The sequence below is a fragment of the Bradyrhizobium sp. JYMT SZCCT0428 genome (genome assembly GCF_018131075.1).
GTDB lineage: Bacteria > Pseudomonadota > Alphaproteobacteria > Rhizobiales > Xanthobacteraceae > Bradyrhizobium.
Genome location: NZ_JAFCLS010000044.1, coordinates 16,278 through 42,178, shown reverse-complemented (window position 1 = coordinate 42,178; position 25,901 = coordinate 16,278). Strand labels below are relative to the sequence as shown.

20 protein-coding genes are annotated in these 25,901 nt (G+C 64.1%); 7 read left to right on the top strand and 13 right to left on the bottom strand.

Annotated elements, in window-relative coordinates; all coding sequences use genetic code 11:
* Nucleotides 1-9: 9 nt before the first annotated feature.
* Nucleotides 10-1,749, bottom strand: coding sequence for a hypothetical protein (locus tag JQ575_RS33535; RefSeq protein ID WP_212037442.1), 1,740 nt, complete (start codon nt 1,747-1,749; stop codon nt 10-12).
* A 323-nt stretch (nt 1,750-2,072) separates the two neighbouring features.
* Here JQ575_RS33535 and JQ575_RS33530 point away from each other — a divergent pair, with 323 nt between their 5' ends.
* Nucleotides 2,073-2,912, top strand: coding sequence for a caspase family protein (locus tag JQ575_RS33530; protein WP_212037441.1), 840 nt, complete (start codon nt 2,073-2,075; stop codon nt 2,910-2,912).
* A gap of 140 nt (nt 2,913-3,052) precedes the next feature.
* Here JQ575_RS33530 and JQ575_RS33525 read toward each other — a convergent pair whose 3' ends face one another.
* The 3 genes from JQ575_RS33525 to JQ575_RS33515 form a co-directional block, all read right to left on the bottom strand.
* Nucleotides 3,053-3,937, bottom strand: a complete 885-nt coding sequence (locus JQ575_RS33525; RefSeq protein ID WP_212037440.1) for an efflux RND transporter periplasmic adaptor subunit — start codon at nt 3,935-3,937, stop codon at nt 3,053-3,055.
* A gap of 108 nt (nt 3,938-4,045) precedes the next feature.
* Nucleotides 4,046-4,915, bottom strand: a complete 870-nt coding sequence (locus tag JQ575_RS33520; protein ID WP_212037439.1) for an alpha/beta fold hydrolase — start codon at nt 4,913-4,915, stop codon at nt 4,046-4,048.
* A gap of 207 nt (nt 4,916-5,122) precedes the next feature.
* Nucleotides 5,123-5,974: a class I SAM-dependent methyltransferase gene (locus JQ575_RS33515; protein ID WP_249167078.1), complete on the bottom strand. Its 852-nt coding sequence runs from the start codon at nt 5,972-5,974 to the stop codon at nt 5,123-5,125.
* A 239-nt stretch (nt 5,975-6,213) separates the two neighbouring features.
* On the opposite strand from JQ575_RS33515, the gene JQ575_RS33510 reads away from it, so the two are divergent.
* Both JQ575_RS33510 and JQ575_RS33505 read left to right on the top strand, forming a co-directional pair.
* Nucleotides 6,214-7,815 carry a winged helix-turn-helix domain-containing tetratricopeptide repeat protein gene (locus tag JQ575_RS33510; RefSeq protein WP_212037438.1) on the top strand — a complete coding sequence of 534 codons (1,602 nt, stop codon included), beginning with the start codon at nt 6,214-6,216 and terminating at the stop codon, nt 7,813-7,815.
* Nucleotides 7,816-8,013: 198 nt separating this feature from the next.
* The gene (locus JQ575_RS33505; RefSeq protein ID WP_212037437.1) at nt 8,014-8,340 is read left to right on the top strand and encodes a DNA-binding protein; all 327 of its coding nucleotides are present in this window, start codon (nt 8,014-8,016) and stop codon (nt 8,338-8,340) included.
* A gap of 82 nt (nt 8,341-8,422) precedes the next feature.
* On the opposite strand, the gene JQ575_RS33500 is transcribed toward JQ575_RS33505, so the two are convergent.
* Nucleotides 8,423-9,199, bottom strand: a complete 777-nt coding sequence (locus tag JQ575_RS33500) for a calcium-binding protein (protein WP_212037436.1) — start codon at nt 9,197-9,199, stop codon at nt 8,423-8,425.
* A gap of 1,033 nt (nt 9,200-10,232) precedes the next feature.
* Here JQ575_RS33500 and JQ575_RS33495 point away from each other — a divergent pair.
* Nucleotides 10,233-10,463 (top strand): hypothetical protein, encoded by a 231-nt coding sequence (locus JQ575_RS33495; RefSeq protein ID WP_212001010.1) that lies wholly within the window; start codon nt 10,233-10,235, stop codon nt 10,461-10,463.
* A 69-nt stretch (nt 10,464-10,532) separates the two neighbouring features.
* Here the strand turns inward: JQ575_RS33495 and JQ575_RS33490 are convergent, their stop codons facing one another.
* The 3 genes from JQ575_RS33490 to JQ575_RS33480 form a co-directional block, all read right to left on the bottom strand.
* A complete protein-coding gene (locus JQ575_RS33490; protein ID WP_212037435.1) occupies nt 10,533-10,799 on the bottom strand; it encodes a hypothetical protein in 267 nt (88 codons plus the stop codon).
* Between the two features lie 391 nt (nt 10,800-11,190).
* Nucleotides 11,191-13,632, bottom strand: coding sequence for an adenylate/guanylate cyclase domain-containing protein (locus JQ575_RS33485; RefSeq protein ID WP_212037465.1), 2,442 nt, complete (start codon nt 13,630-13,632; stop codon nt 11,191-11,193).
* A gap of 307 nt (nt 13,633-13,939) precedes the next feature.
* Nucleotides 13,940-16,099: an AsmA family protein gene (locus JQ575_RS33480; protein ID WP_212037434.1), complete on the bottom strand. Its 2,160-nt coding sequence runs from the start codon at nt 16,097-16,099 to the stop codon at nt 13,940-13,942.
* A gap of 217 nt (nt 16,100-16,316) precedes the next feature.
* Here JQ575_RS33480 and JQ575_RS33475 point away from each other — a divergent pair, with 217 nt between their 5' ends.
* On the top strand, nt 16,317-16,991 hold the full coding sequence (locus JQ575_RS33475) for a Crp/Fnr family transcriptional regulator (RefSeq protein ID WP_192735671.1): 675 nt from the start codon (nt 16,317-16,319) through the stop codon (nt 16,989-16,991).
* Nucleotides 16,992-16,997: 6 nt separating this feature from the next.
* Here JQ575_RS33475 and JQ575_RS33470 read toward each other — a convergent pair whose 3' ends face one another.
* The 4 genes from JQ575_RS33470 to JQ575_RS33455 all read right to left on the bottom strand — a co-directional run bounded on the left by JQ575_RS33470 (nt 16,998) and on the right by JQ575_RS33455 (nt 23,598).
* Nucleotides 16,998-20,165, bottom strand: a complete 3,168-nt coding sequence (locus JQ575_RS33470; RefSeq protein WP_212037433.1) for an efflux RND transporter permease subunit — start codon at nt 20,163-20,165, stop codon at nt 16,998-17,000.
* Nucleotides 20,165-21,091: an efflux RND transporter periplasmic adaptor subunit gene (locus JQ575_RS33465; protein WP_212037432.1), complete on the bottom strand. Its 927-nt coding sequence runs from the start codon at nt 21,089-21,091 to the stop codon at nt 20,165-20,167. The genes JQ575_RS33470 and JQ575_RS33465 overlap by 1 nt, the downstream gene beginning before the upstream one ends.
* 157 nt (nt 21,092-21,248) lie before the next feature.
* Complete coding sequence (locus JQ575_RS33460) at nt 21,249-21,920, bottom strand: OmpA family protein (RefSeq protein WP_212037431.1); 672 nt, start codon at nt 21,918-21,920, stop codon at nt 21,249-21,251.
* A gap of 136 nt (nt 21,921-22,056) precedes the next feature.
* The gene (locus tag JQ575_RS33455) at nt 22,057-23,598 is read right to left on the bottom strand and encodes a caspase family protein (RefSeq protein ID WP_212037430.1); all 1,542 of its coding nucleotides are present in this window, start codon (nt 23,596-23,598) and stop codon (nt 22,057-22,059) included.
* A gap of 403 nt (nt 23,599-24,001) precedes the next feature.
* Here JQ575_RS33455 and JQ575_RS33450 point away from each other — a divergent pair, with 403 nt between their 5' ends.
* Nucleotides 24,002-24,808 carry an N-acyl homoserine lactonase family protein gene (locus JQ575_RS33450; protein ID WP_192735666.1) on the top strand — a complete coding sequence of 269 codons (807 nt, stop codon included), beginning with the start codon at nt 24,002-24,004 and terminating at the stop codon, nt 24,806-24,808.
* Between the two features lie 9 nt (nt 24,809-24,817).
* Entirely contained in the window at nt 24,818-25,162 is a 345-nt protein-coding gene (locus JQ575_RS33445) for a RidA family protein (RefSeq protein ID WP_212037429.1), read from the top strand.
* A 160-nt stretch (nt 25,163-25,322) separates the two neighbouring features.
* Here the strand turns inward: JQ575_RS33445 and JQ575_RS33440 are convergent, their stop codons facing one another.
* Nucleotides 25,323-25,811 (bottom strand): MarR family winged helix-turn-helix transcriptional regulator, encoded by a 489-nt coding sequence (locus tag JQ575_RS33440; RefSeq protein ID WP_212037464.1) that lies wholly within the window; start codon nt 25,809-25,811, stop codon nt 25,323-25,325.
* Nucleotides 25,812-25,901: the final 90 nt, after the last annotated feature.

Genomic DNA, 25,901 nt, shown 5'->3' with positions numbered 1-25,901 from the left:
GAGGGTAAACTAAGTACCGCTACGACCTTTCATCATCACGCCCCTCGCCAGCGCCAGCCCCATCAGCACGAAGGCCGAGGTCACCTCGGGGCCGCCGACCAGGATGCGCGTCGGGGTCTTCATCTTGTTCCACTCATACGCCTTGTAGGGACCGTGCCGGCCGCCTTCGCCTGTAGCGGCGACGATACAATGCAGCGCAGGCGAAAAGCTTGCCGCGTCGGCGCCGAGATGCGCCAGCGCCATCAGGGCCAGCGCCGCATCGAAGGCATTCATCTCGTGGGTGATCAACTCGCCCTCGACATAGGCCAGCACGCGGCCGCGGATGAAGTCGAAGGTGTTTTCGGGATCGATCGCCAGCCGCGCCGCCGGCGGCAGCGCGATGAAGGCCGCATAGCAGCGGCCGAAATAGGCGCAATACAGCTCCGGCAGATAATAGATATGCGAGCGCGGATTGGTGAACGCGCCACTTTCCACCAGCCGCTTCTGGAAGCCGATGATGCGGTGAACCGTCTCCAGCCGTGACGGCGTCTCGATGATCTTCCAGCGCGCAAGGTTACGGAAACTGACCTCGAGGATGTCGAGGTTGAGCGTCGGGTCGAGGTCGTTGCCGTAGGGCCGGTCGCCGGCGAGGTTGTCGATCCAGGTCACGACGCCGCCCTCGTACTCGACATTGTCGTTCAGCGGCACCGTCACGCGCGGCTCGTTGGCGCCGCTGCGGACCTGATAGCCGGCGTAGAAATCCAGTAGCGGCTGGTCGAGGATCGGATCGGTCGAGCCGGCCTGCGTCGCCGCCGAGAATGAGCAGGCGGTGGTGTCGCAGTCCGGCACGTAGATGCCGAAGCCGAGATCCTGCTTGATCTGGGAGAAGAATTTTGAAAAGCGCGGATGCGGCAGCGGCGCCAGTGCGGTGATGACGCGCACGGTGGAACCGTCATGCGAGGGCACTTCCTCGGCGCTGGTGGCGAGGCAAAAATCGACCATCTCGGAAATCGCGCGGCGCGACGCAGCGGTCTGGTCCACGGAGGCGAGGCCGGTTTCGACGAAGCTGAGCAGCGCCTCGGTGAAGAAGGCGTCGTAATAGGCCGAGCGGTGGCGGATCTGCATCGGCTCCCACATCGGCTCGGCGATGCCGGTCCAGGGCGGGTTGATCAGCGCGCGGGCCGGTGAATGCGCGATGAAGATCCGCGCCAGGCTGAACAGCAGGGTCGAGTTCTTGTAGCCGCGCGAATTGAGCCCGGTCAGCGCCATCAGCATTTCGCGCCCGCCCATGTCGGCATCGCCGAGCAGGTTGAACGCGGCATAGGTCGGGATGAAGCCGTTGCTGGCAAACGAGCGCAGCAGATGCGACCCGCAGGTCCGGATCACGCGCTCGATCTCGGCGAGGTCAGGCGCTTTGGCAGGCGCCACGGCCGGAGCCGGCTTGGGATGACGGATCTCGATGCTCTCCATCAGTTCGGCGATGGGTGTACCTACCGCTTCCCAGTCCGGCGCATCGTCGTCGCGGGCGCGGGTCAGCGCCTGGCGCAGCGACTGCAGCCGGCCTTCGTCGCGCAGTTGCGGCAGTCCGGTACGGCGCAGCAGCGGGCGCAGCGCCGGGTTGCCAAGCGCGGTCCGATAGAATTTTCCGAGATGGGGATCGCCGCCGGTATAGTTCAGCAGCAGGGGATCGCAGACGTCATACAGCGACGGCCCGTCCTTGCGGGCGGTCAGCGCGCGGTAGGCGGCGCCGGCGAAATATTGAAAGCCCATGCAGTCTCTTTTCGCCGGAACCGTGAACCGAGGGCCGTCGAATCCACCGCCGGCCTGCAAGCCATTGAAAATGATACAAATCAGCGGGAAATACAAATGTGACCGATGTCACAGAAAATGTCCCGATTTGGCACCATCATTCTTCTGGGGAACGTCATGCGCCAAAGGAGGTTGCCCGCAATGGCCGTGCGGGTTAAGGGTTTCTTTGTTGCGGTGCCGCAAATTGCCACAATTCGACGGCACACAATTCGCAACCCCTCAAACCTAAACGGCACTGGCGCGACTAACTGGCGCGCCCTGGTCAACGATTGGGAATTGAAACAATGGACGGTAGCAAGCCAAGCATCTCCCGCCGCACGGTGACCGTGGCCGCCGCTTTGGTCGGCCTGGTGTCGCTGGCGATCGGCGCCCATGCTGCGCTCAACAAGCGTTCGCTCGATGCCGCCAAGGCGATCGCGACCGAACAGAATTCCGACGTCGCTACCAAGACTTCCCGCGTCGCACTGGTCATCGGCAACGGCCACTATCCCGACGCCTCGGCGCCGCTGGCGCAGCCGATCAATGACGCCCGCGGCCTGACCGCGGCGTTGCGCGGCAAGGGCTTTGACGTCGACGTGGTGGAAGACGCCACCAAGGACGACATGGCCCGCGCCATCGGCCGGCTCAAGTCCAAGATCACGCCCGACAGCGTGGTGATGCTGTTCTTCGGCGGCTACGGCGTCCAGGTCGGCCGCCAGAGCTACATGATCCCGGTCGATGCCGCGATCTGGAAGGAAGCCGATGTCCGCCGCGACGGCGTCAGCATCGAGGCCGTGCTCGACGCGATGAAGGAGCAGGGCGCCAAGGTCAAACTCGTCGTGGTCGACGCCTCCCGCCGCAACCCCTATGAGCGCCGTTTCCGTTCCTACTCGCACGGCCTGGCGCCGATCTCGGCGCCCGAAAACGCGCTGATCCTGTCTTCGGCGACGCCGGGCAAGGTGGTCGACGATTCCAAGGGCCAGTACAGCGTGCTGATGTCCGAGCTGCTCAACAACCTCGCCGCGCAGGCCGGTGCCGAGACCGCCTTCAACAAGACCCGCGTCTCGATCTCCCGCGCCAGCGAAGGCGAGCAGGTTCCCTCGGTGTCGTCCTCGCTGCTCGAAGACGTCAGCCTCGGCGGCTGAGCACCCCTCGTCATGCGCGGGCTTGACCCGCGCATCCATCAAGCAAAATTCTCTCAAGGATCGATAGATGGCCGGGTCATAGGCGAGCGGAAGCGACGCCGTCCTTCGGACGGCTATGCCCGGCCATGACGGCTGCGCCGTCACTTCGCGTCCGCGGCCACCATCACCGGGCGCACCGGATCGCCTTCGCGCAGCAGGGCGCCGGCGCGGGCGACCACGATATCGCCTTCGACGATGCCCTCGCGGATCTCGACTTGGCCCTGCTGCATCAATCCGGTTTCCACCCGCCGCGTCTCGACGCGCTGGCGTTTCACCACCTGCACCACGGTGCCGGCATTGCCGTAGAGGATCGCCGTCAGCGGCACCGAGATGCCGCAGCTCTGGCCGGTCTTGATCTGCGCCCGCCCGGAGGAGTTGACCAGAAGCCGGCGGTTGGTGGTGACGGCGATGAACACCTGGGCGAGCTGGCTGTTGGGCTCGACCGTGGTCGACAGCCGCCGCACCCTGCCATCGACTTCGCCGGCGCCGATCACCTTGATCCGTGCGCTCTGGTTGATCTGAAGTTTTGCGATGTCGCGGGTCGGCACCAAGCCGACCAGGTCGAATTCGCTGCGGGCGATGATCGAAAACAGCGCCTCGCCCTTGCCGGACGCCATGGCGCCGACCGCGGCCGTCGAGGCCGAAACCAGCCCGGCGACGGGCGCCTGCACCAGCACCGTGCCGCCTTCGGGGAGCGTCAGCCGGGCCAGCGTCTGGCCCGCGGTGACGGTATCGCCTGCATCGATCAGCACTTCGGCGACCTTCAGCCCCATGCGCTCGGGCCGCACCTGCGTTTCCTCGCGCGCGATGATGGTGCCGGACACCTCGACATTGTTGCCGAAGCAGGATTTCGCGGCCTTGAACACGGTGACCGCCGCGCCCTTGGGCGCCGTTTCCTCGTCGGCGGCAAACGCCGGCGGCGCGGCCAGGCTGAGTGCCCCCGCAAGCATCAGGGCAGGCAGCTTGAGGTCGCGCGCGGTGATCATCGGCGTTTCATTTCCAGTTTCGGGCCCATAAATACCAGAAATGGATACCAGATGCCCGACCGGCGCGCCAAGCGGCAAGAAGACCACCAAGAAGGCCCAAACCGCCGCTCAACCGCCTGCCAGGCTGACCAGCTTCGGCGCCGGCTGACCGGCCGCCAGCGACACGCCGGCGAGTTCATCGGCGCGGGCGATGTGGGCCGCGATCACGGGGTTGATGATGCCGGCATGGGTCATGGCCAGCATATGCCCGGCATCCGGCAGATGGCGCAGTTCGGCGCCGTCGATGACCGCGGCCAGCCGGCGGACGATGCGCTGGGTCAGGTTCGGCGATTGGCCGCCGGACAACAGCAGCGTCGGCACCCGCAACGAGGCCGCCGCGATCGTCACATCCTCTTCGGCGAAGGCGGCGGCGAAATCGTACGGAAGTCTTTCGGCATGTTCGATCATGCGGATGCGCGCGGCCGGCGACATGTCCTCGCGCGGGCCGGAGCCGCACCAGAACTCGGAAAACTTGTCGATCGCCTCCAGCACTGACCCGTTCCAGATATCCTGGCGCACCCTTGCTGCGAGTTCGGCGAACTGGTCGTGCAGCCGCCGATCCGGGGCGCTTTCAAGCAGCAGCGTCGGCAGCACCGGCTCGATCAGCGAGAGGCTCTGGATGCGATGTTCATACGCCGGATCGGTCGCGACCTTGAACGCGATGGCGCCGCCATAGGAATGCCCGACCAGATGAATCGGCCCATCGGCCTGATCCAGCGTCGCGCGCAGGCATTGCACTTCCTGCGCCAGCGTCAGCGGCAGGTCGAACGTTCCAGGCTTATTGCCATAGCCGATCAGATCCGGCGCGAGGAGCTTGGTGCCGGGCCCAAATTCGGCGGCGAGTTTTGCCCATTGGCGTCCCGAACCGAGCGAGCAATGCAGCGCGCCGACGCAAGCGGTGGCGCTTTTGCGTGAAGGTATTGGAGTCAAAATGTTCATCGAAGCAATCCTGTGAGTTGTGCCCGTTCTCCCTCTCCCCGTTCTTCACGGGGAGAGGGTCGGGGTGAGGGGCTCTCACCGCGGGCGCTTGTGCCAATGGAGCGACCTGTACCCCCTCACCCGGATCACATCTGCGATGTGATCCGACCTCTCCCCGCAAGCGGGGAGAGGTAAGAAGAGGCGAGCGGGGTGTGTGGAAGTGGATCGTCATCGCTTCGTAATCACCACTTCGAGATATTCGCTCGGCACCACCATGCTGCCGTTGGTGGCGCGGTTCATGCGGACGATCAGCGCGTGCAAATCGTTGTGCAGCTCTTCCTGTTTTGCGGGCTCGAGCGCGGCGAACGCTTTCAGCACCGGGCCGTAAAACGTCTTGAACACGTCGAGGAAATGTTCGGCCGAGCGGTAGCGGAAATTGAACAGCCGCGACTCGGCCTTGATCGAGGCCGCGCCGGCGTCGAACATTTCGGTGAGCCGCGCGCGCGTGCCCCACATCGCCGGCGATTTCGCGCCCGCGGGCGGCGGCAGATGCTTGCCGAGCGTCTTGAACACCTGGCCGATGAAGCCGTCCGGCGTCCAGTTGGCGAGGCCGATCTGGCCCTTCGGCTTGCACACACGCAACAATTCAGACGCCGCTCTGTCCTGGTTCGGCGTGAACATCACCCCGAAGGTCGACAGCACCACTTCAAAACTGTTGTTGTCGAACGGCAGGTTCTCCGCATCGGCCTCGCGAAACTCCATCGTCATGCCTTCGGCATTGGCGCGCGCCCGGCCGCGCTCCAGCAGCGCCGGCACGTAATCGGTCGAGGTGACGTCGCACCAGCGGCGCGCGGCGGCGAGCGAGGCCATGCCGTTGCCGGCGGCGACATCCAGCACCTTGGCGCCGGCCTTGAGATCAATTGCCTCGCAAAGCTGCTCGCCGACGATCTGCAGCGTGGAACCGACGATGGCGTAATTGCCTGACGACCACGCCGCCTGCTGCCTGGTCTTCAGCGCGGCAAGATCGGGGGCGGGGGTGGCGGTTGAAGCCGGCATTGTGGCGGTAGCTGTCGTGGCCATGCAGTTTCCTCCTCTGTGGCATGCGGTCACGGGGGTGACCGCGCTGAACCGAACATGCCGCTCGGAGGACCTAAAGACTCTGAGACAGGGCTGATTTTGCCTTGAGGCCACCCTGATTTTTCTGTGAGGTAGCGCACGTCATGGCTGATTTGAGCGCGCTAATTGAGCGGCCCCGCCAGCAGAACCCGGCAAAACCGGGCGTCAAGGGGGTCCGATCAACCGGCCACGGGGATGCTCGCGTGCAGTTTCATTTCTCAAACCATGTGCTCGACACCGCCGTGCGCGAATTGACCCGCGATGGCCAAATTGTCGCAGTCGAGCCGCAGGTGTTCGATATCCTGATGTACCTGGTCGAGCACCGCGACCACGTCGTGACCAAGGACGATCTGATCGAGAGCATCTGGCACGGCCGCATCGTCTCCGAATCCACGCTGACCAGCCGCATCAACGCCGCGCGTACCGCCATCGGCGACAGCGGCAAGGACCAGGCGCTGATCCGCACCATCGCGCGCAAGGGTTTTCGGTTTGTCGGGGATGTCAGCGGCGCAGTTGCGGCGCGACCCGCGCTCAGCGGCGTCCTTGCGCCGCAAAGCGCGACCACTGCATCCCCGGCGATCACCCCCGCACCCGAGCCCGCGCACTCCCTGCCGCCGCTCGATCGCCCCGCGATCGCCGTGCTGCCGTTTCAAAACATCTCCGGCGAGCCCGAGCAGGAATATTTTTCCGAAGGCATTTCGGAGGACATCATCACCGCGCTGTCAAAGCTGCGCTGGTTCTATGTCATCGCCCGCAACTCCTCTTTCGTCTATCGCGGCCGTCAGGTGCATCTGAAGCAGATCGGCGAGGAGCTCGGCGTCGGCTATGTCGTCGAGGGCTCGGTGCGCAAGGATGGCGACCATGTGCGCATCACCGCGCAGCTCAACGACGTCGTCACCGGCAGTCACCTGTGGGCCGAGCGCTACGACCGCAACCTCGCCGACGTGTTCGCGGTGCAGGACGAGATCACGCAGGCCGTGGTCGCCGCGATCGAGCCGCAGCTCTATGCCGCCGAGAATTTCCGCAGCCAGCGCAAGACGCCGGACAATATGGACGCCTGGGATCTCGTCATGCGCGCGCTGTCGCATTACTGGCGGGTGACGCGATCGGACAATCTGGTGGCGCAGGCGCTGCTCGAAAAAGCCATTGCGGTCGATCCCGGCTACGGCCAGGCGCTCAGCCTGCTCGCGGCCTGCCATATGTTTGCGGCCCATATGGGCTGGGAGGACATGCCGATTGCGGTGCGGGCCGCGGAACGCGCCGCCTTGGCGGCGATCCGCGCCGACTCTGAGGATGCCTGGGCGCATTATGCGCTGGCGAGCGTCTATCTGTTCAACCGCCGCTTTGACGATTGCATCGCCGAGTTCGAGCTGGCGCTGCGGCTCAATCCGAATTTTTCGCCGGCGCGCGGCATCTATGGCGTGGCGCTGTCCTATCGCGGGCGCTGGGAGGACGGCGACGCCGCCGCCCGGCAGGCGCTGCGCTTTTCCCCGCGCGATCCCTTTGCCGGCATCTATTGCGGCGTCGCCGCCTATTGCCAGTATGTCGGCCGCAACTACGAGGAGGCGATCCGCCTCTCCCGCGAAGCCCTGCGCCAGCGCCCCGATTTCGTCGGCGCCCACCGCGTGCTGACGGCCTCCCTCGGCATGTCCGGCTTCACCCAGGCCGCCGCCGCGGCGCTGGAAGGCCTGCGCAACGTCCAGCCCAACATCTCGCTGGCCTGGCTATCCACCGAAATGCCGTATGAGCATGAGGTGGAGCGGGAGCATTATCTGGAGGGGTTTAGAAGGGCGGGGTTGGGGTAGGGGGTAATTCCAACGTCTGCGCCCATAGTCTGCCGAAGCGCTTCGTCTTCTCCAAATTGTTTGCTGTTCCAGCCTGTGCGCAATGCAATCGAGGGTTGGCACCAAGAAGCGACAGCAGAACGATATCCAGAGCGCGTTGCGCCACTGGCGCGCTTATAAGGCTCGCAAGGCGGCCGGACGGACAAGAAGGAACTGACCATGCCCTTGACGAGAAGTTTTCGCGAGACGGTTCAGGCGCGCGCTCGCCGCGACGTCAAGTTTCGGCAGGCATTGCTCGCCGAGGGGATGCAGGCGCTGCTCGATGGTGATCTGGAGGAGGGGCGGGCCGCACTGCGCTCGTGTATCAACGCCACGGTCGGCTTCGAAAAGCTCGGTGGCGCGCTCGGCAGGTCGCCGAAGAGCCTGATGCGCATGTTCGGACCGTCGGGCAATCCGACGGCTGAGAACCTGCTCGGCGTCATCAGCCTGCTACAGGCCGAGACGGGCGTTCGTCTGCGCGTGCGCGCGGTGGCCGACGCGGCCTGACGGAAGCCCTCCGAACATAGACCGCCAGCCCTTTCGAGCTGGCGGTCCTTATCCGGCACTCATCGCACCGAACGATCCCACCTCACAGAATAAAGTCCGCCGTCGTGAACTGGTGGCTGTTGGTCGAGATGATCTCCATATCCGCCGCGCCGCCGTTGATGTTGAAGAACACGTGCTGGCCGTCGTCGTGGATCTCGAACCAGAACTTGCCGGCCTGGGTGGTCGCACCGCTGGACGAGAACGTGAAGGCGCTGTTGCCGTTGGCGGAGTTGCCGTCGGCGTCCATGAAGGAGACGTCGATCTTGTCGCCCACCTGGAAGTCGGTGATGCGGTCCGCGGCGCCGACCGCGCTCTCGTTCTCGGTGCCCAACCCGACGAAGTAGACGAAATTGTCGTTGCCCGTGCCGCCCGACATCACGTCGGCCTTGCCGCCGCCGTAGAGCGTGTCTTCGCCGCTGCCGCCGTACATCGTGTCGATGCCATGCAGGTTGGACGCAACCGCGTCATTGTCGCCGACCAGATAGTCGTTGTCGCTGCCGCCGCTGATGTTGTCCGCGCCGGCGCCACCGAAGATGTGGTCCTCGCCCGCCTGGCCCTTGAGCGTGTCGTTGCCTGCGCCGCCGTCGATCGTGTCGTTGCCGGAGCCGCCGAACACCGTGTCGGCGGAGTTGCCGTCCAGGATGATGGTGTCGTTGCCGCCCTGGCCGTTGACGAGCTTGGGGGCGGTCCCCGTCAGCTGGAAGTGAAAGTTGTTGCCGCTGCCGAGATTCTGAAAACCGTCGCGCGCATCGTCCTGGGTCAGTTCGGATTGTTGTTCGGCGTAATCCAGCTTGTTGAAAGGCTTCCAAGGATAGATCATCGTCGTGTTCCCTCTGTGCCGGCCGCCCGGAATGGGCTTGCCTGTGACGGAGAACATCGCAGGGAAGGCCGGCCGGCGCTGTTCCCTGGGGAACAGGCGGATTGAGGCGGATTGAGGCGTGTGTTCAAGCTCGCACGGCGCGAACGGTCGGCTCCCTCCCCCCTTGCGGGGGAGGGTAGGGGAGAGGGGTTCACACGGGCAGTCGATGACGCCACCCCTCTCCCTAACCCTCTCCCGCAAGGGGAGAGGGAACGGAGGGTGCGCGGCAAATTGGCGCGACGGGCAAATCACTTCCGATTTACGGAAATCGTGTCAAGCAGAAAATTTCTGCAAATCAAAAATATTTCTGTTGTCGTCCGACCCAAATCAGTGCGCATCTATCGCCATCCCGTCCCACTCAGAGGGCGTCGGCCGTCGTCACGGACGTTGGACGGGTTGCGGTGGACGCTGGTTTACGCTTAGACGATGGCGTGGACTAAGCGTACGGCAAAACCGTGTGGTCCTGGCGCCCGTTGCAGGCGTCAAGCTGTCGGGTAGGCGAGAGCTGAACGGCAGCGACGGAGTCAATCAAGAACTCGTCTCCGGGGAGATCACGGCATAAGCCGTAAAGCCACTGCGCAGGGAAGGCCGGGTGTTCTCCGCTGGACCTGTATGCTCGCGTGCACATTTTTTTGTGCAAACCGCACGCGAGACCGCGGGTGCAGCGCGCACCCGGTCTTCCCTGCGCCCTCTTATTGGAGGGTAAGGAACTTCCAGGCAAAGCTCGGGCGCAATGCGTCGCGAGAACGCGAATTTATGTTCAGCCGTCATTGCCTGCAACAAACGCGAAGCGTTTGTGCAAGGGAGCGAAGCGACGAAGCAATCCATTCCTCCGCATGCGGCGCGATGGATTGCTTCGCTTCGCTCGCAATGACGGGGAAACTAACGAGCGACACACACCCGATGTGACTCCACGCACAGTGCGGAACGACAGAGCACCTTACGTTTGCGCTGTCTCCGATGGGGAGATTTTCAACACGAAAGGTCTACACCAATGTTCCGCTCAGCTCTCATCCTCACCGCTGCCGTTGCCGTCGCGCTCACCGCTTCCTCGGGCGCTTACGCAAGGGGCAAGCACCGCATGGCGATCTACGATTCGAACGGCAAGAAGCTGTTCGATGACGGCAAGCTCGACGGCAAGGGTTGCGTCGTCGGCAAGCAGGCCAAGTTCGATCCCAAGACCGGTGGCATCAAGGTCGTCAACGCGGCGAAGTGCAACTTTTGACCTTCGTCACGACGGGCCGACGACGACATGGAGCATGATCGTTCCATGTCGTCTGTCGTTCTGGATCGCCTAGTGGCAGGTGGTGGCCATCACGGGGTGGCCCGGATTGGTGGTACGATCGACGTACTTATGGCAATGCAGCTTGAGATTCGAATTGATCATCGGCCGCGTCGGCTGAACGCGCGGCGGCGTCGGCATCGGACGGTTGATCACGGTTTTCGAGCCGGCGAAGTTGGAATTGCCGATCATCCCGGCCTGCGCGACCGAAGCGGTGGCAAGGCTGGCTGCGGCGGCGGCAAGGGTGATGACGGATACATAGGTGGCGCGGGAAAGCATCGGGAAGCTCCTGGTGTTTGGGGACTGTCCAGGCCGCGACCTCGAATGCGAACTGACCGCCGTTTGTCGCATCCAGCGGGCACCGGGTTCTATGCGAGGTGGATGAGGAATGATGTTTTTGCGTGCTGCGACGATTTGTCGGTTGGGAGTTGGGACCGTGCCGCACGGATGGTCGGCTCCCTCCCCCCTTGCGGGGGAGGGCTGGGGAGAGGGGGCCACACGGGCAGTCCCGATGCCGTCACCCCTCTCCCTAACCCTCCCCCGCAAGGGGGGAGGGAACGCAGTCTCGCCCCGTCATTGCGAGGAGCGAAGCGACGAAGCAATCCATCTATCCGTTATGCCGGGCTATGGATTGCTTCGCTTCGCTCGCAATGACGAGGAGGCGACTTCGCTACGACTTCTTCTGCCTTCGCGCCGCAGACGCCGCATCCACGACGTTATCCACCTCTTCCCGCCAGCTCGTAATTTCCGCCGCCAGAATCGGATGGTTAAAGCCCTTCAAATTGAGATCATCAATCGGCCGGCCCTCGACCCATTGCTCGACCATGCCGTAGACGCGCCTCGACACCACGATCTGGTTGGCCTTGGCTTCGTCGCACAGGCGAGAGGCAAGGTTGGTGACGCTGCCGATCGCAGCATATTCCAGCCGCTGCTCGAAGCCGATCTGGCCGAGCGTCGCATAGCCCAGCGCAATGCCGATGCCGAAGCCGAGATTGTGGCCGCGGTTGCGCCACTTCTCGGTCAGCGCGCCCACCGTGTCGCGCATCTCCACGCTCATCTTCACCGCGCGCTTGACATGGTCCTCGAACTGGATCGGCGCGTTGAACAGGATCATCACGCCGTCGCCAGCATAGCGGTCGAGCGTGCCTTCGTATTTGAAAATCAGCGCGCCCAATGCTGCATGATACTCGCGCAGCACGTTCATCGCCTCTTCCGGCTCGGTAGTCTCGGTGAACGAGGTAAAGCCGCGCATGTCGCAGAACACGACGGTGACCTCGCGGCGGTGGCTGTCGAGCAGGCCTTCATGGCCGTCGCCGGAGGCGATCAGCTGCGCCACCTGCGGCGCCAGGAAACGCTCCAGGCGGCGGATGCGTTCGATTTCGCCGAGCTGGGTCTCGACCCGCTCCTCCAGCGACTTGTTCCAGTCCTTGAGCTGGTCGGTCTGCTCCAGCAGCTTGTCGGCCTGCTCGCGCACGGTGGCGTTCGCCATCTCCAGCTCGCGGCTCTTGTGGTCGACTTCGCTGAACAGCCGCGCGTTGCGCATTGCGAGCACGCTCTGGTGCGCAAAGGTCTTCATCAGGCCGATGAGGTTGTCGGAAAACTCGCCGGCGTTTTGCCGCAGCACCACCAGCGATCCCAGGATGCCCTGCTGGTCGACCAGCGGCACCACCAGCACCGAATGGAAACCGGCTTCCATGACGACGGTGCGCAGCGGATGATCCGCCGTCGCGTCGAGATCGGGGATCGCGATCGGCTCGCCCTTTGCTGCGGCTTCGCCGAGCGGCGAGTTGTCGGCCTCGATCGCAAGGTGCTTGCCTTCGGCCGCCTTGTCGATGCCGATCGATTCGGTGAGGTTGAATTGGCGGTTCGCGGCGTCATAGCCGTAAATCAAGACCGCATCGGCATGGGTGATCTCGAGCGCGCGGGCGGCGACCGTCGGCAGCACGGCGTTGAGGTCGAGCGAGGACGACACCGCGCGGCCGACCTCTTCCAGCACTTTCAGCTCGTTGATCGACTGCGCCAGATCCCGCGTCCGCTCCTTCACCTTGGCCTCGAGGCCGGAATAGGTTTCCGCAAGCTGGCTCGCCATGCCGTTGAACTGGTCGGCGAGCTCTTCCAGCTCGTCGGATGTTTTCACCTCGATGCGGTGGCTGAAATCGCCGCCGCCGAGCCGATGTGCGCCGGCTCGCAGCGCGTTGATCGGCACCAGCATCCGCCGCGCCATCACGGTGCCGGCGATGATCGCGGTCACGAGGCCCATCGCGATCAAAAGCGCGATGCGCAACAGTTGCTCGCGGATCGGCGTCAGCGCCTGCGCCGTCGGCTGCTCGAAGAACACGAACCAGCCGATCCGCGGCACCGCGCTCACCGCCGTCAGCACGTCGTTGCCGGCAATGTCGGTGCCCTCCGACAGCAGCGAGCCCTTGATGGCGGCGACCTGCGGCAGGCTCGAGACGTCCTTGCCGATTTCGGGGCCCTTCGACGAACTCGCCAGCACCTGGCCCTTGCTGTCGACGATATAGGCAAAGCCTGTCCTGCCGACCTCGGTATCGCCGAAGAAATCCTGCAGGAAGCCAAGATTGATTTCGGCGACCGTGACCTGGGAATCCGAATGCGGCAACGAGATCGACGTGAACGGCCGCCCGTCCCGGAAATAGGGCGTCGCAAAGCTGGTGCCGCGGGAAGCGGACTCGGTGAAGCGCAGGTCGCGGGAGAAATCGGCGTTGCTGCCGTAATGGACCGTCTGGCGCGTCAGGCGGAGCTGCTCGCGGCCCTGGGCTGAGAGCAGCGTCAGCTGGCTCACATAGGGCACCTGGGTGAGCAATTGTGCATAGTCGGCGCGGCGGTCCTCGATCTTGTAGGAAGAGGTCCGCGTCACCCAGTTGATCTGCCGTTCGAGGTCCGACATCGATTGCTGGATGCGCTTGGCGGTGGCTTCCGCCTTCTCCGACATGCCGTCGGTCAGCGAAGACTTGATGCCGCGATAGCTGATCCAGATTTCCATCGCGCCGTTGACGGCGAGCACGAACACGACGAGGCCGACCAGCGCGACGACGTATTTCGCGAACAGGCCCTCACGCAGGAACCTGACTTTGTCCTTGACGGCGCTCACATCCGTAACCCTCATGCGCTCACGCGTGGTGTGCGCGCATCGGTGTGTCGGTGGCAGCAATCCCTGGCCAGGGAGCCGCCGCGGTTGGGCCTTTTTAGCACGATTTGCGGGGCCGAGCAGGTGGCCTATCCCACACATGGTTAGCCCCGATTTTAGGCGGATAACCCGGGATTCCCGTCATGCCCGGGCTTGTCCCGGGCATCCACGTCTTGTTGCGCCGTTGGAAAGGAAGACGTGGATGGCCGGGCATAGGCGAGCGGAAGCGACGCCGTCCCTCCGACGGCTATGCCCGGCCATGACGGACGCCTCAGCGATTAAACAGCTGCCGCAAGACGTCGTTCATCGGCTGGCTGTCAGCTTGCGGAGCTGCGTCATATTGCGCCGTCGGGGCGGCGGGCGCCGCGGGCTCGGCATCCGCGGGCTGCTGGCCGGGAATCGGAATGCTGCGCGGGCTGTTCGGCCGCGGCGCGGCTTGGCCGGCACTCCCTTGAGCGGGTCTGCCCTGACCGCCTTGACCGCCATTCAGGCCTTGCTGCAGCAGATTGCCGATGGCCTCGCCCAGCTGGCCGCCGAGCGGATCGTTAGGCCTGCCGCCGCCTTGGCCACCTTGGCCACCCTGTCCCGCCGGCTGGCCGCCGCCGAGCAGTCCACCCAGAATCCCCTCAAGCCCGCTGCCTTGCTGGCCACCCGGTCCGCCCGGTTGTCCACCCGGAACACCCTGTTGTCCGCCGAGCAGGCCGCCGAGGGCGGAGCCGAGGCCGCCGCCATTGGGGCCGAACAGCCCCTTGCCCATCTCCTTGAGCTTGGCATAGGCGGCGTCGGGATTATCCAGAATGCCCTGCATGTCCGGATAGATTTTCGGCGCGCCCCACGGCCCCTCGATCATCACGGGGATACCGAACCCGACCGGCTCGCTGGCGCGGCCCTGGCCTTCGGTGGTCATCACGAGCTTTGGTTCGACGCGGAACCCGATCTGCTTGGTGTCGAGCGCAATGGTGCCGACGCCCGTCATCCGCACCAGCGGGCCGACCAGGTTGAGATCGGTGGTGACGGCCTGCCCCTTGTCGATTTTGAACGACGCCGAAAGCTGCGACAGATCCGTCTTCAGTTCCTGCCCCTCCTGCCAGCCGGACAGGGTGCCCGAGGTGAGCGAGCGGATCATCTGGGCGACGTTGAGGCCCTTGATGGCGCCGTCCTGGAACACGACGAACGCGGTGCCTTGCAGGCCCGCCATGATCGCGCGCTGGCTGTTGCCGGTGGAACGCACGCTGATCTTGGCTTGCATCTTGCCGTCGAGCTTGTCGAAATCGGCCAGACTCCTCAGCAGCGGCAGTGCGCGCACGCCGGTGAGATCGGCCCGCAGCGCAAACGAAGGAATGGCGGTCGAGGCATCGATGGTGAGATCGCCATTGGTGTTGCCGTCATAGGCGCCGAGATTGGAAACCTGCGTCTTCAGCACGCCGCTGTTGAGCGTGACGTCGATCGCCGCCGGCGCGAAACGCGCGTCGCCGATATTGAGCGCCGCCGCGGAGATCCGCGCCTGGGCGTCGACATAATTGAGGCCATTGAGATTGATCGTCGCATTGCTCCAGGGCTGCGCCGCCGAACCGCTGTCACCACGGCCGATCGCGACATCGAGCCGCTGGAAATCGAGATCGAGCTTCACCAGCGGCTTGCTTGCGGTATCGACCGAGGCCCAGCCATTGAACGCGCCGTCGCCGAGCGTTCCGGTCAGGCCGTTGACCATCACCACCGGGCCGTTGAGCCGGACTTCCGCCTTGCCCGACAGCTGCCCGTGCAGGAAGCCGGGTGCGTCGATCTTGAATTCGGTCGGGATGTTCTGGCGTTCGAGCGGCGGCGCCGGGGCCACCGCCTTGATGTCGAATTTCAGCGCGTGTTCGCCGGCGCGCGCATTGCCGGTCGCCCGGATCTTGCGGTCGGCATCGATCGTCATGTCGGCGTTGATGGTCTCGATCCTGTTCTCGACGCGGTCGCGCAGATTGGAAAACACGATCGTGCCGCCGGTGACGCTGACATGCTCGATCGTAAAGGCCTCGCCCTTGATCGCGGCGGCCGGTTTCGACGGCGGATGGATATCCTTGATGCGTTCGCGCTGCAGCGGCAGGTTCAGCACCGGACGAACGATGACGAGCTCGGTCACTTGCGGTTTGCCGGACCACAGGCTCGCCAGTGTCACGTCGGCCTGGATGCTGACCGCGGTGAGGCGGTGGTTGATGTCGCGATCTTTCGGATCCTGCAGCGCAACGTCGTTCAGCGTGATGTTGAGCGACGGCCAGAGCCCGACCCTGGTTCCGCCGTTGATGGTGAGCTTATAGCCGGTCTCGCGCTCGACCCGTTCCTGGATCTGCGACGTCATGAAGCCGGACGGGATGCCGATCACGAGCAGCAGCCCGATGATGACGATCACGGCGCCGATGGCGGCCCCGGCGAATTTCAATGCTCTCATTTCGACTTTCCAGGCCGGGCAAACGGCATAGGTTTCGGCCGCGCCCGATGGGGCACAGCCGGACAAGCGAGCTTATCCCGGAAGGGGACATCGCTCAAAGAAGCCAAAATTATTCCAAGCCTGCTGCAATGCTATGTGACTTATGACACACTTCGGTCGGGGTGAATCTTGCTAGGGCCTTTGGGGACGGTTTTGGATCGAACTGGAAGGCAAACCAATGAGCAAACAGGCCGAATTTGCGGTCATTTTGAAGATGAACCCGATGTTCGCGGACCTTGGCGCCGACGAGCTGCAGCGAATCTCCGGACTCTGCCACACCCAGCAACTGGGGCTCGGCGAGATGCTGTTCCAGAAGGGGGACCCCGGCGACGCCCTTTACGGGGTCCGCCGCGGCCAGATCCGGATCGAGACCGGCGCCTCCGACGGCAGCCGCCTGACCCTGAACTTCATGGGTTCGGGCGATCTCTTCGGCGAAGTCGCCGTGCTCGACGGCCAAAGCCGTACCGCGGACGCCACCGCCGGCGAGGCGACGGAACTGTTCGTGCTCCGGCGTGAGGATTTCCTCGCCTTCCTCGAACGTGAGCCGAAGGTTGCCATCAAGATCATCACGCTGCTGTGCCAGCGCATCCGCTGGCAGAGCGAGCGGATGGAAGAATCCATGCTGCAGCCGCTGCCGGTGCGGCTGGCGCGACGGCTGGTGGCGCTGGCTGCCGATTTCGGATCGGAAGTGCATATTTCGCAGGAGCAGCTCGGCGTGTTCGTCGGCGCCGCGCGCGAAAGCGTCAACCGTCAACTGCAGGCCTGGCGCAAGGACGGCATCCTGGACCTGCAGCGCGGGCGCATCCTGCTGCAGAACCTGAACAAGCTGACGACGGTGGCGCGCAACGAGTAGCGCGCCTTACTTCGCTGCGGGCGACATCGCCGGCGGGACCGGCGGCGGTCCCTTGGCTGGAGGCGGCGGGGCGTGATGGCCGCCCGGCGGAACATCGTCACTTTCGGCTTCCGAGGCCAGCAGCAGCTTGCCGTAGCGCCAGATCAGCGCGCCGAGATCGTCCATCATCATGAACATCGCCGGCACGAACACCAGCGACAGCACCGTCGAGAACAGCAGGCCGCCGATCACGGCCAGCGCCATCGGCGAACGGAACTCGCCGCCGGCGCCGAATGCCAGCGCTGACGGCATCATGCCCGCCGCCATCGCGATGGTGGTCATGATGATGGGGCGGGCGCGCTTGATGCCGGCGTCGATGATCGCAAAATCACGCTTGTTGCCTTCGCGGATCGACTCGACCGCGAACTCCACCAGCATGATGGCGTTCTTGGTGACGATGCCCATCAGCATCAGGATGCCGATCCACACCGGCGTGGTCAGCTGCTTGCCGGTCAGCAGCAAGGCTGCGATGGCACCGCCGATCGAAAGCGGCAGCGAGAACAGGATGGTGATCGGCTGCAGGAAGGTGCCGAACAACAGCACCAGCACGGCGTAGACCATCATCAGCCCGGCGGTGATGGCGGTGGCAAAGCCGTCCGACAATTCGGCCAGGCTTTCGGCGTCGCCCGACGGGCTGACCTTGACGCCCTTCGGCAGGCTCTTCATCACCGGTAGGTCGTAGATCATCTTGGTCGCGTCGCCCAGCGCCGCGGTGCCGACGAGGTCGGCAGCGACGGTGGCCTGCCGTTCCCGGTCGTAACGGTTGATGCTGGTTGGACCCTGGTCGAGCTGGATGTCGGCGACGACAGACAGCGGCACGCCGCCGCGCTCGCCGCGCTGGCCGAGCGGCACCCGCAATTGCTGCAGCATCTGCAGGTCGCCGCGCGCGCTGTCCTCGAGCTGGACGCGGATCGGCACCTGGCGGTCGCCGGCATCGAACTTGGCGAGCGCCGGGCCGACGTCGCCAATGGTGGCGACCCGGATGGTTTGTGAGAGGCTTTCGGTGGAGACGCCAAGCCGTGCCGCCAGTTCGGCCCTTGGGCGGATCCGAAGCTCCGGTCGGTCGAGCGAGGTTTCCGAGATCACGTTGGCGATGATCGGAATCCGCTTCATCTGGGTCGCGAGTTCGTTGGCGACGTTGCCGACGATGTTGCTGTCGATGCCGGTCACGACCAGCGAAATCGCACGCAGGCCGTTTTCATCGAGGAACCAGAACCGGATGTCAGGGACGTTTTCCAGTTCCTTGCTGATATCGAGCTCGAGCAGGCGCTGGGTGTGCTTGCTGTCGCGGTCTTTCTTCGGCGTGTAGTTGATGATCAGCGCGGCGCGCCGCACTTCCTGCGTACCCGGCGGCACCCGGCCGCCATCGACGAATATGCTCTTGATCTCCGGGCGCTTGCGCAGGCGCTGGACGATTTCTTCCGTCACCTTCTCGGTGTAGGCGAGTTGCGAGCCTGGCGGCAGCTCCATCGCCAGCAGCGAGCGCGCGGTGTCCTGCGCCGGCAGGAAGCCCTGCGGCAGCAGCGAGATGCTCCAGATCGAGGCGGCGAATATCGCAAGTCCGGCCAGCACGGTGATGAAGTAGTGTTTCACCGACCAGGTCACGAGCCTGGTGTAAGCCTTCAGCAAGCGCCCGGGCGGCGGATCCTCATGCGGATGATCCTTGAGGAAGTAGGCCGCCAGCACCGGCGTGACGAAGCGCGCCGCCAGCAGCGAGAAGAACACCTGCACCGACACGGTGATGCCGAACTGCTTGAAGAATTGCCCGGCGATCCCGGACATGAAGCTCGCCGGCGCAAAGATCGCGATGATGGTCAGCGAGATCGCGATCACGGCGAGGCCGATTTCGTCGGCGGCTTCCAGCGCCGCGCGATAGGGCGTCTTGCCCATGCGCATGTGGCGGACGATGTTTTCGATTTCGACGATGGCGTCGTCGACCAGAATACCCGTCGACAGCGTGATGGCGAGGAAGCTGACGAGGTTGAGCGAGAAGCCGAGCAGATCCATCACCCAGAACGCCGGGAAGATCGACAGCGGCAGCGAGATCGCTGCGATGATCGTGGCGCGGATGTCGCGCAGGAACAGCAGCACGACGACGACGGCGAGAATGGCACCCTCGAACAGGGTCGAGATCGCCGCCTCGTAATTGCCCTTGGTGAAATCGACCGAGGTGTCGATCATCTTCAGGTCGACATCGGGATAGGCCGCCTTCAGCGCATCGATGCGTTTTTGCACGGCGGCGGCAACCACCACGTCGCTGGCGCCCTTCGAGCGCTTGATGCCGAGCGCGACCACCGGCTCGCCGTTGAAGCGGGCAAAGGTCCGGCGATCGGCGATGGTGTCGGTGACGGTGCCGAGATCGTCGAGCCGCACCTCGCCGCCGCCGAACAGCGGGATCATGGTGCCGGCGAGTTCGTTCAGCGTCTTGGCGCCGGCGAGCGTGCGGATCGCCTGGTCGTTGTTGCCTATACCGGCGCGGCCGCCGGCGAGGTCGACATTGGTGCCGCGCAGGATCTGGCTGACATTGACGGCGGTCAGCCCCGAGGCCTGCAACCGGTCGGGATCGAGCGAGACCAGAATCTCGCGCTCGACACCGCCGATGCGCTCGACCTGGGCGACGCCGCGGACACCCTGCAGCGCGCGCTTGACGACGTCGTCGACGAAATAGGACAGCTGCTCCGGCGTCTTGCCTGGAGAGATCGCGGCATAGGTGACGATCGGCAGGCCGATCACGTCGACGCGCTGGATCAGCGGCTCGGTGACGTTTTGCGGCAGACTGGCGCGAACGCGGGTGACGGCGTCCTTGATGTCGTTCAGCGCGCGGTCGGTGTTGGTTTCGAGCGCGAACTGGATCGTGGTCAGCGACAGGCCGTCGGTGATCGACGACGAAATGTGCCGCACGCCCTCGACGCCGGATACGCCGTCCTCGATCGTCTTGGTGACCTGAGATTCAAGCTCCGAGGGCGCCGCGCCGAACTGCGAGACCGCCACCGAGATCACGGGGATGTCGGCGCTCGGCAGCCGCGTGACCGCGAGCTTGGTGAAGCTGACCCATCCCAGCACCAGAAGGATGATCGAAAAGACGATGGACGGAAGCGGGTTCCGGATCGACCATGCCGAGATGTTCAAAGCCATTATCGTGTCCGCGTGCGCTCGAGTTCGTCGGCAAACATGGTCTTGATCTGGTCGCCGTCATGCAGCGAGGTTCCAGCATCGGCCACGACGGTTTCACCGACGGCGAGGCCTTCAAGAATTTCCGTAGAGGTATCCGATGTCAGGCCGACCCGGACTTTTCGCGTCTCGATCCTGTTGTTCTCCTTGACCACCTGTAGGGTCAGGCGGTCGATGGCGGTACGCGGCACCGCGACGCCACAGCTGCGCTTGGCGTCGATATTGGCGCGGGCAAACATGCCGACCTTGAGCGAGGGATTGTTGTTCAGCGAAATCCTGACCTTGCCGAGCTGGGTGGCGCGGTCGATCTGCGGCGAGATTTGCCTGATCTTGCCGACCAGATCGGGCGCGTCGTCGCGGCTGATCCGCACCGTGGCGCCGGGATTGAGCTTGAGCAGATGGACGCTCGGCACTTCGGCCTCCAGCTCGATCTCGTTGTTGACCGAAATCCGGAACATCGGTCCGGCCTGCGGCGAGGCCGGCGCGCCGACGGCGGTCCTGACTTCGGTAACGAGGCCTGGGCCAGGCGTGCGCAGCGATATCGGTCCGGTTCTGCCGCCCGGAGCTCCCGGCTGCAGCGGCGGCGCGGTCAGGCGTGCCAATTCCTGATTGTCCGTCACCATGTCGCCTTCGCGGACGAAGACATCGGTGACCCTGGAGCCTTCCTGATCGACGCCGACCTGCGCTTCGCGGCGCGGCACGATAAATCCGGTGACCCGCACCATGTCGGAGAAGCAGGCATTGGTGGATTTGGTCACGATCACCAGCGCCTGGCTGGGCGTATCCTTGGGCTCGGGACGGGAGCGGTGCTCGAACCAGTAGTAGAAGCCACCCACAACAACAACGAACGCTACTCCGAGCGCAGGTTTGAGGTATTCGGAGAGTCTCATCGCCGGATCAATCCAGACTGGGAGTCAAATGAAGCGGGGTGCATCCGGTTCACCGAAAAATCACAATGAACCCAAAACAAAATGCGTCCCGCAAGGGTGCTGCGGGACGCATTGTAGCCGGAAAATCTAGGTCAACGCCACGCCCTACTTGAACAGGCTATTTGGACGCAGTGGCCTTGTTTTCCATGTTCACAACCTGCACGCGGCGATTGGCTTCGGCCATCGGCTGGTTCGGGTCCTTCAGCTTGCTCTTGCCGTAACCGACGGTCACCAGATCGGTGCCGTTGATGCTGTATTTGTCGACCAGATAGCGCTTGATCGCGTCGGCGCGCCGCTCCGAAAGGTCCTGGTTGTAGCCTTCGCCGCCGGCTGCGTCGGTATGACCTGCGACTACGAAGGTCGAGCCTTTCAGGTCGGAACTGGACAAGGCGCGGCCGAGCGCCTGAACCGATGCCAGCGATCTCGGGCTGATATCGGCCGAGTTGTAGTCGAAGTTGATTTCCAGATCGATCTTGGGCTTGTCCTTGACGATCGCGGCGATCTCTTCACGCTCGGTGAACGTCAGCGACCGCGTCGAGCGGCCGCGGATCTTCTGGACGAACTGCCCTTCGGCGGCGACTGCGGCCTGATCAACCTGCTGCGGACCGACCGACAGGCCGCGGGTCAGCGGCTTCTTTTCCGGCGCCAGCGCGCGGAGGATCTGATCCTCGGTCACGTTCTTGGCCTTCTCCTCGGCAACCGCGCCCGTCATGCCAAAGCAGAGGGCGGCGCCGAGCGTCGCGATCGAAAGGATTCCGGTCAGGGTCCTTGTTCCAGAGCTCTGTGACATTACCAGTCCCTCCTGCGCGTGGTTCCAAAACGTGATTCAAATGAGCTGCCGGACCAATCCGGTCGCGGCCTATTACGGTTAGTCTAGCCGCCCGCCTGCCGGTTCGAGGAGGCCGCCACTTATCGTCAAATATTCGTCACTGTACCCCGTAATCGGCGAATTCCTTAACGATATTCGGATCCATCGCCTTGGCGTTGCTGATATCCAGATCGCCTTCCGGGATCGAGCCGTTGCGCTTCTTGGCAATGCCCCGTCCGTACAGCGACGAGGTCAATCTCGGGTTGATCTTCAGCGCGGCGTCGAAGTCGGCAATTGCATTCTTGGTCTGTCCGCTCTTGAGGTTGACCAGGCCGCGGCTGTCCAGCGCATCGACGAAATTCGGCCGCAGCCGCAGCGCCTCGTTGCAATCCTTCAGCGCGGCCTGCAGGTCGCCGATGACGGTGCGGGCCCAACAGCGATTGTTGTAGGCTTCCACATCCTTCGGGTTGAGCCGCAGCGAATTGTTGAAGTCCTTGATCGCGAGTTCGTAGGCGCCCTTGCTGGCATAGACCTGGCCCCGCCGATACAGCGCGGCCCCATCGTCGGGGTTGTCGTTGAGCTTGGCGGTGAGGCTCTTGATGGTCGGATCATCGGCCAGCGCCGCGATCGCCGTGTTGCTCTCGGGCGGCTTGGCCGGCGGAGCGGGCGGCGGGATTGTGACTTCGACCTGTTTGGGCGGCTGCGGCGGAGCGGGAGGCTGCGGCGGTGCAGGCGGCGGCGCCGGCGTCGCAATGGCCACCTGGGCGCCGGCGGGAGGAGGCGCCGGAGCAGGCGCCGGTGTCGGAGCGGGAGGAGGTGTCGGAGCGGCGGCGACCGGCGGCGGGGAGGGGGTCGCGGCAACCGGAGGCGGCGCCGGCGGCGGACTCGAAGGCTTCGGCCCTGTGCCACCACCCGGGATGAAGGAGAAATCCTCGGCCAGCGACGACGAAATCCACGGCACCTGTTCCTGGCGCGAGGCGCGGGTGACGCCGACCCGGGTGCGATTCAAAGTTTCCTCGGCCATCAAATCGGGGGTGCGGATTTCCTTGAGCAGTTCCCGCACGAACAGGCTGCGATCGCTGCCATTATCCGAAATGACCGACGAAAGGGCTGCCGAATACATCACCAGCGAGCCGTTCGGCGCAATGACCGGCGCAAGTCCGGCGGAAAAACTGCGGAACCGGCGCTCGAACGGATTGCGCCTGGAGGCGTCGACCAGGGCGATCTTGACGCCGGCGCCGCGGCTGTTGATCTCGCCCAGCACCATCTCGAGGCTGAAGCCGTCGCGGCGCACGTCGGCCTCGGCCCAGATCTGCGCGTCGACCGGAATCATGTAGCTCTGGCGGTTCGCCTGGATGCCGAAACCCGAGAAGAAGATCAGGGCGACCGAGCCGGGCTTGATCTTCCCGTACAGGCGCTCGAAAGCCCGGCGCATGCCGTCGCCGGTGAGGTTTTCGCCGATATCGACGTTGAAGCCATCGCGCTTGAGTTCTTCGGCGACATCGCGCGCGTCGTTGATCGGCTCCTTCAGCGGCGCTTCGGCGTCCGGATACTTCGAATTGCCGATCACCAGCGCAAAACGCTCGCCGGCCCCGAATGACGGGGCGATCGACGCCACGGAAAAAATCAAGGTGAGAAGCAATGCAAGGCGGATTTTCATTATCACCGCAGTCCAGCCAAAAAAGCGCCGATCCCAGCTTGCGCCTCGGCGACCATACTCCACGCAAACCGCATTATCAAACGAGCCCCGCAGGCCGTCAACCACTTGCGAAGGCGTCGTTAATTGCGACAATTCACCGCGACGAACCCTGAGGATTGAAGGGGAATAAATCCCGTTCGTCGTGACGTTGCGGTGCATGATCATCCGGTGGTTGCGTGAGCCCTTCCCCAGGACCAGCCGTGGCCTCTGGTGCGCGGCCGGCCACTGTCGGCGTAACCGGTCTCACATTGGGTGTGCCGCCCTGTTATGGATGGTCATTGGCACTGCCGGTTTGACCTTTGCGGATGACGATGGCTTGTTGTGCACGTCGGCCAAAACTCAAACCTCAAGAAAAGTGACACCGATGGGAAATGCCTACGAAATCTACGCACTGCGCTATGCGACGATGTCGCCGCGCACCCCTCATCTGAACTTCCTGATACCGGATCCGCACGACACCACGGCGCAGGACCTCGACTACTTCGTCTGGCTGATCCGCGGCCACGGCCGCGAGATCCTGGTCGATACCGGTTTCAACGCCGAGGAAGCCAAGGCGCGGTCGCGCAAGCTCAATCTCAATCCGGTCGACGCGCTGGAAGCGTTCGGCGTCAAGGCGTCAAGCATCAAGGACGTCGTCGTCACCCATCTGCATTACGACCATGCCGGCAATCTCGATCGTTTCCCCGGCGCCCGGTTTCATCTGCAGGATCGCGAGATGAGCTACGCGACCGGGCGCTGCATGTGCAACGGCCTGATCCGCCATCCATTCTCCGTCGAACACGTCACGCTGATGGTGCGCCATGTCTATGGCGAGCGCGTCACCTTCCACAATGGTGATGGCGAGATCGCGCCCGGCGTCACCGTGCATCGCGTCGGCGGCCATTCCGACGGTTTGCAGGTGGTGCGGGTCGAGACCGCGCGCGGGCCGGTGGTGCTGGCCTCGGACGCTGCGCATTACTACGCCAACCTGCAGAAGCGCAGCCCGTTTCCGATCGTCTACAATGTCGGCGACATGGTGCAGGGCTGGGAGATCGTCGAAAAGCTGGCCGGCCACCCCGATCGTTTCATTCCCGGCCATGATCCGATCGTGAGCGAGATCTATCCGCGCGCCAGCGACAAGGTCGATGCGTTTGCCTTGCATCTGGCGCCGTCGCGATCATTCGTGAAGTAGGAGCACGCCATGATCGAGCGCTTTCCCGGCCTCACGCCAACCCGCAGCCGCGCCGTCGTTCACGATGATCTGGTGCTCACCGTCGCGGTCGCGCCCGATCCTGTCTCTCCCTCGATGTACGAGCAGAGCGTCAAGGCGCTTGCACGTATCGACGAGAGCCTTGCTCTATGCGGCTCGAACAAGAGCAAAATCCTGTCAGCGATCGTCTACATCTCCGACATGAAGCGCAAAAGCGAGATGAACCGCGCCTGGGATGAATGGGTCGACACGAGTAACCCGCCGATGCGCGCCTGCCTCGGCGTCGAGCTCGAACCGCCGCATATTGTGGAAATCGTGGTGACGGCGGTGAAGTGACGAATTTGCCACCGCTGTCATTCCGGGGCGCGCGCTGCCGTGCTGATAGACCCTCATCCTGAGGAGCTTGCGTAGCAAGCGTCTCGAAGGATGCAGGCCCGTCAGTGGCCTCATGGTTCGAGACGGCGCAAGAGCGCCTCCTCACCATGAGGGTTGAAGATTAATACGCTTCCTTCGCGTCGGCCTCCGCGCTGGTCTGCACGAGGTCGAGACTTGCCTCGATCTTGCCGAGCAGCGCGGCCAGCGCCTTTCGCTCCGGCGCGGAGAGGCACGACAAAATCTCCTGTTCCCGGCGCAGCAGGCGCGGGATCAGCTCCTCGTACAGCGCCTTGCCTTTCCCGGTCATGCGCAGCCGGAATTCGCGGCGGTCCTCTTCGTTCTCGACGCGCTCGATCATCTGCCGTTTCATCAGCGTGGTGACCGCGCGGCTGATGGTCGATTTATGGGTGCGGGTGCAATGGGCGATGTATTGCGCGCTGCAGGCGTGATCGCGAAAACCCAGCGTCGCCAGCACGCGCCATTCCGGAATGTCGAGCCCGTACCGCGCCTGATACTCGGCCGAGAGCGCCGAGGAGACTTCCGCCGCCAGACGGTTCAGCCGGAACGGCACGAATTTGAAGAGGTCGAGACGTCCGCCGTTTTTTGCGATCTTTGATGGCGTTCCGTCCTTATCCCCGTCTTTGCGCGTGCCGCTGTCGGGCGCGGATCGGGATCGGGCGCTGTTCTCGCTGGACGACGC

Excerpts from the sequence above, each read along its gene's own strand:
- JQ575_RS33535 (WP_212037442.1), bottom strand. The coding sequence starts at position 1,749 with ATGGGCTTTCAATATTTCGCCGGCGCCGCCTACCGCGCGCTGACCGCC.
- JQ575_RS33530 (WP_212037441.1), top strand. The coding sequence starts at position 2,073 with ATGGACGGTAGCAAGCCAAGCATCTCCCGCCGCACGGTGACCGTGGCC.
- JQ575_RS33525 (WP_212037440.1), bottom strand. The coding sequence starts at position 3,937 with ATGATCACCGCGCGCGACCTCAAGCTGCCTGCCCTGATGCTTGCGGGG.
- JQ575_RS33520 (WP_212037439.1), bottom strand. The coding sequence starts at position 4,915 with ATGAACATTTTGACTCCAATACCTTCACGCAAAAGCGCCACCGCTTGC.
- JQ575_RS33515 (WP_249167078.1), bottom strand. The coding sequence starts at position 5,974 with ATGGCCACGACAGCTACCGCCACAATGCCGGCTTCAACCGCCACCCCC.
- JQ575_RS33505 (WP_212037437.1), top strand. The coding sequence starts at position 8,014 with ATGCCCTTGACGAGAAGTTTTCGCGAGACGGTTCAGGCGCGCGCTCGC.
- JQ575_RS33500 (WP_212037436.1), bottom strand. The coding sequence starts at position 9,199 with ATGATCTATCCTTGGAAGCCTTTCAACAAGCTGGATTACGCCGAACAA.
- JQ575_RS33495 (WP_212001010.1), top strand. The coding sequence starts at position 10,233 with ATGTTCCGCTCAGCTCTCATCCTCACCGCTGCCGTTGCCGTCGCGCTC.
- JQ575_RS33490 (WP_212037435.1), bottom strand. The coding sequence starts at position 10,799 with ATGCTTTCCCGCGCCACCTATGTATCCGTCATCACCCTTGCCGCCGCC.
- JQ575_RS33480 (WP_212037434.1), bottom strand. The coding sequence starts at position 16,099 with ATGAGAGCATTGAAATTCGCCGGGGCCGCCATCGGCGCCGTGATCGTC.
- JQ575_RS33475 (WP_192735671.1), top strand. The coding sequence starts at position 16,317 with ATGAGCAAACAGGCCGAATTTGCGGTCATTTTGAAGATGAACCCGATG.
- JQ575_RS33470 (WP_212037433.1), bottom strand. The coding sequence starts at position 20,165 with ATGGCTTTGAACATCTCGGCATGGTCGATCCGGAACCCGCTTCCGTCC.
- JQ575_RS33465 (WP_212037432.1), bottom strand. The coding sequence starts at position 21,091 with ATGAGACTCTCCGAATACCTCAAACCTGCGCTCGGAGTAGCGTTCGTT.
- JQ575_RS33460 (WP_212037431.1), bottom strand. The coding sequence starts at position 21,920 with ATGTCACAGAGCTCTGGAACAAGGACCCTGACCGGAATCCTTTCGATC.
- JQ575_RS33455 (WP_212037430.1), bottom strand. The coding sequence starts at position 23,598 with ATGAAAATCCGCCTTGCATTGCTTCTCACCTTGATTTTTTCCGTGGCG.
- JQ575_RS33450 (WP_192735666.1), top strand. The coding sequence starts at position 24,002 with ATGGGAAATGCCTACGAAATCTACGCACTGCGCTATGCGACGATGTCG.
- JQ575_RS33445 (WP_212037429.1), top strand. The coding sequence starts at position 24,818 with ATGATCGAGCGCTTTCCCGGCCTCACGCCAACCCGCAGCCGCGCCGTC.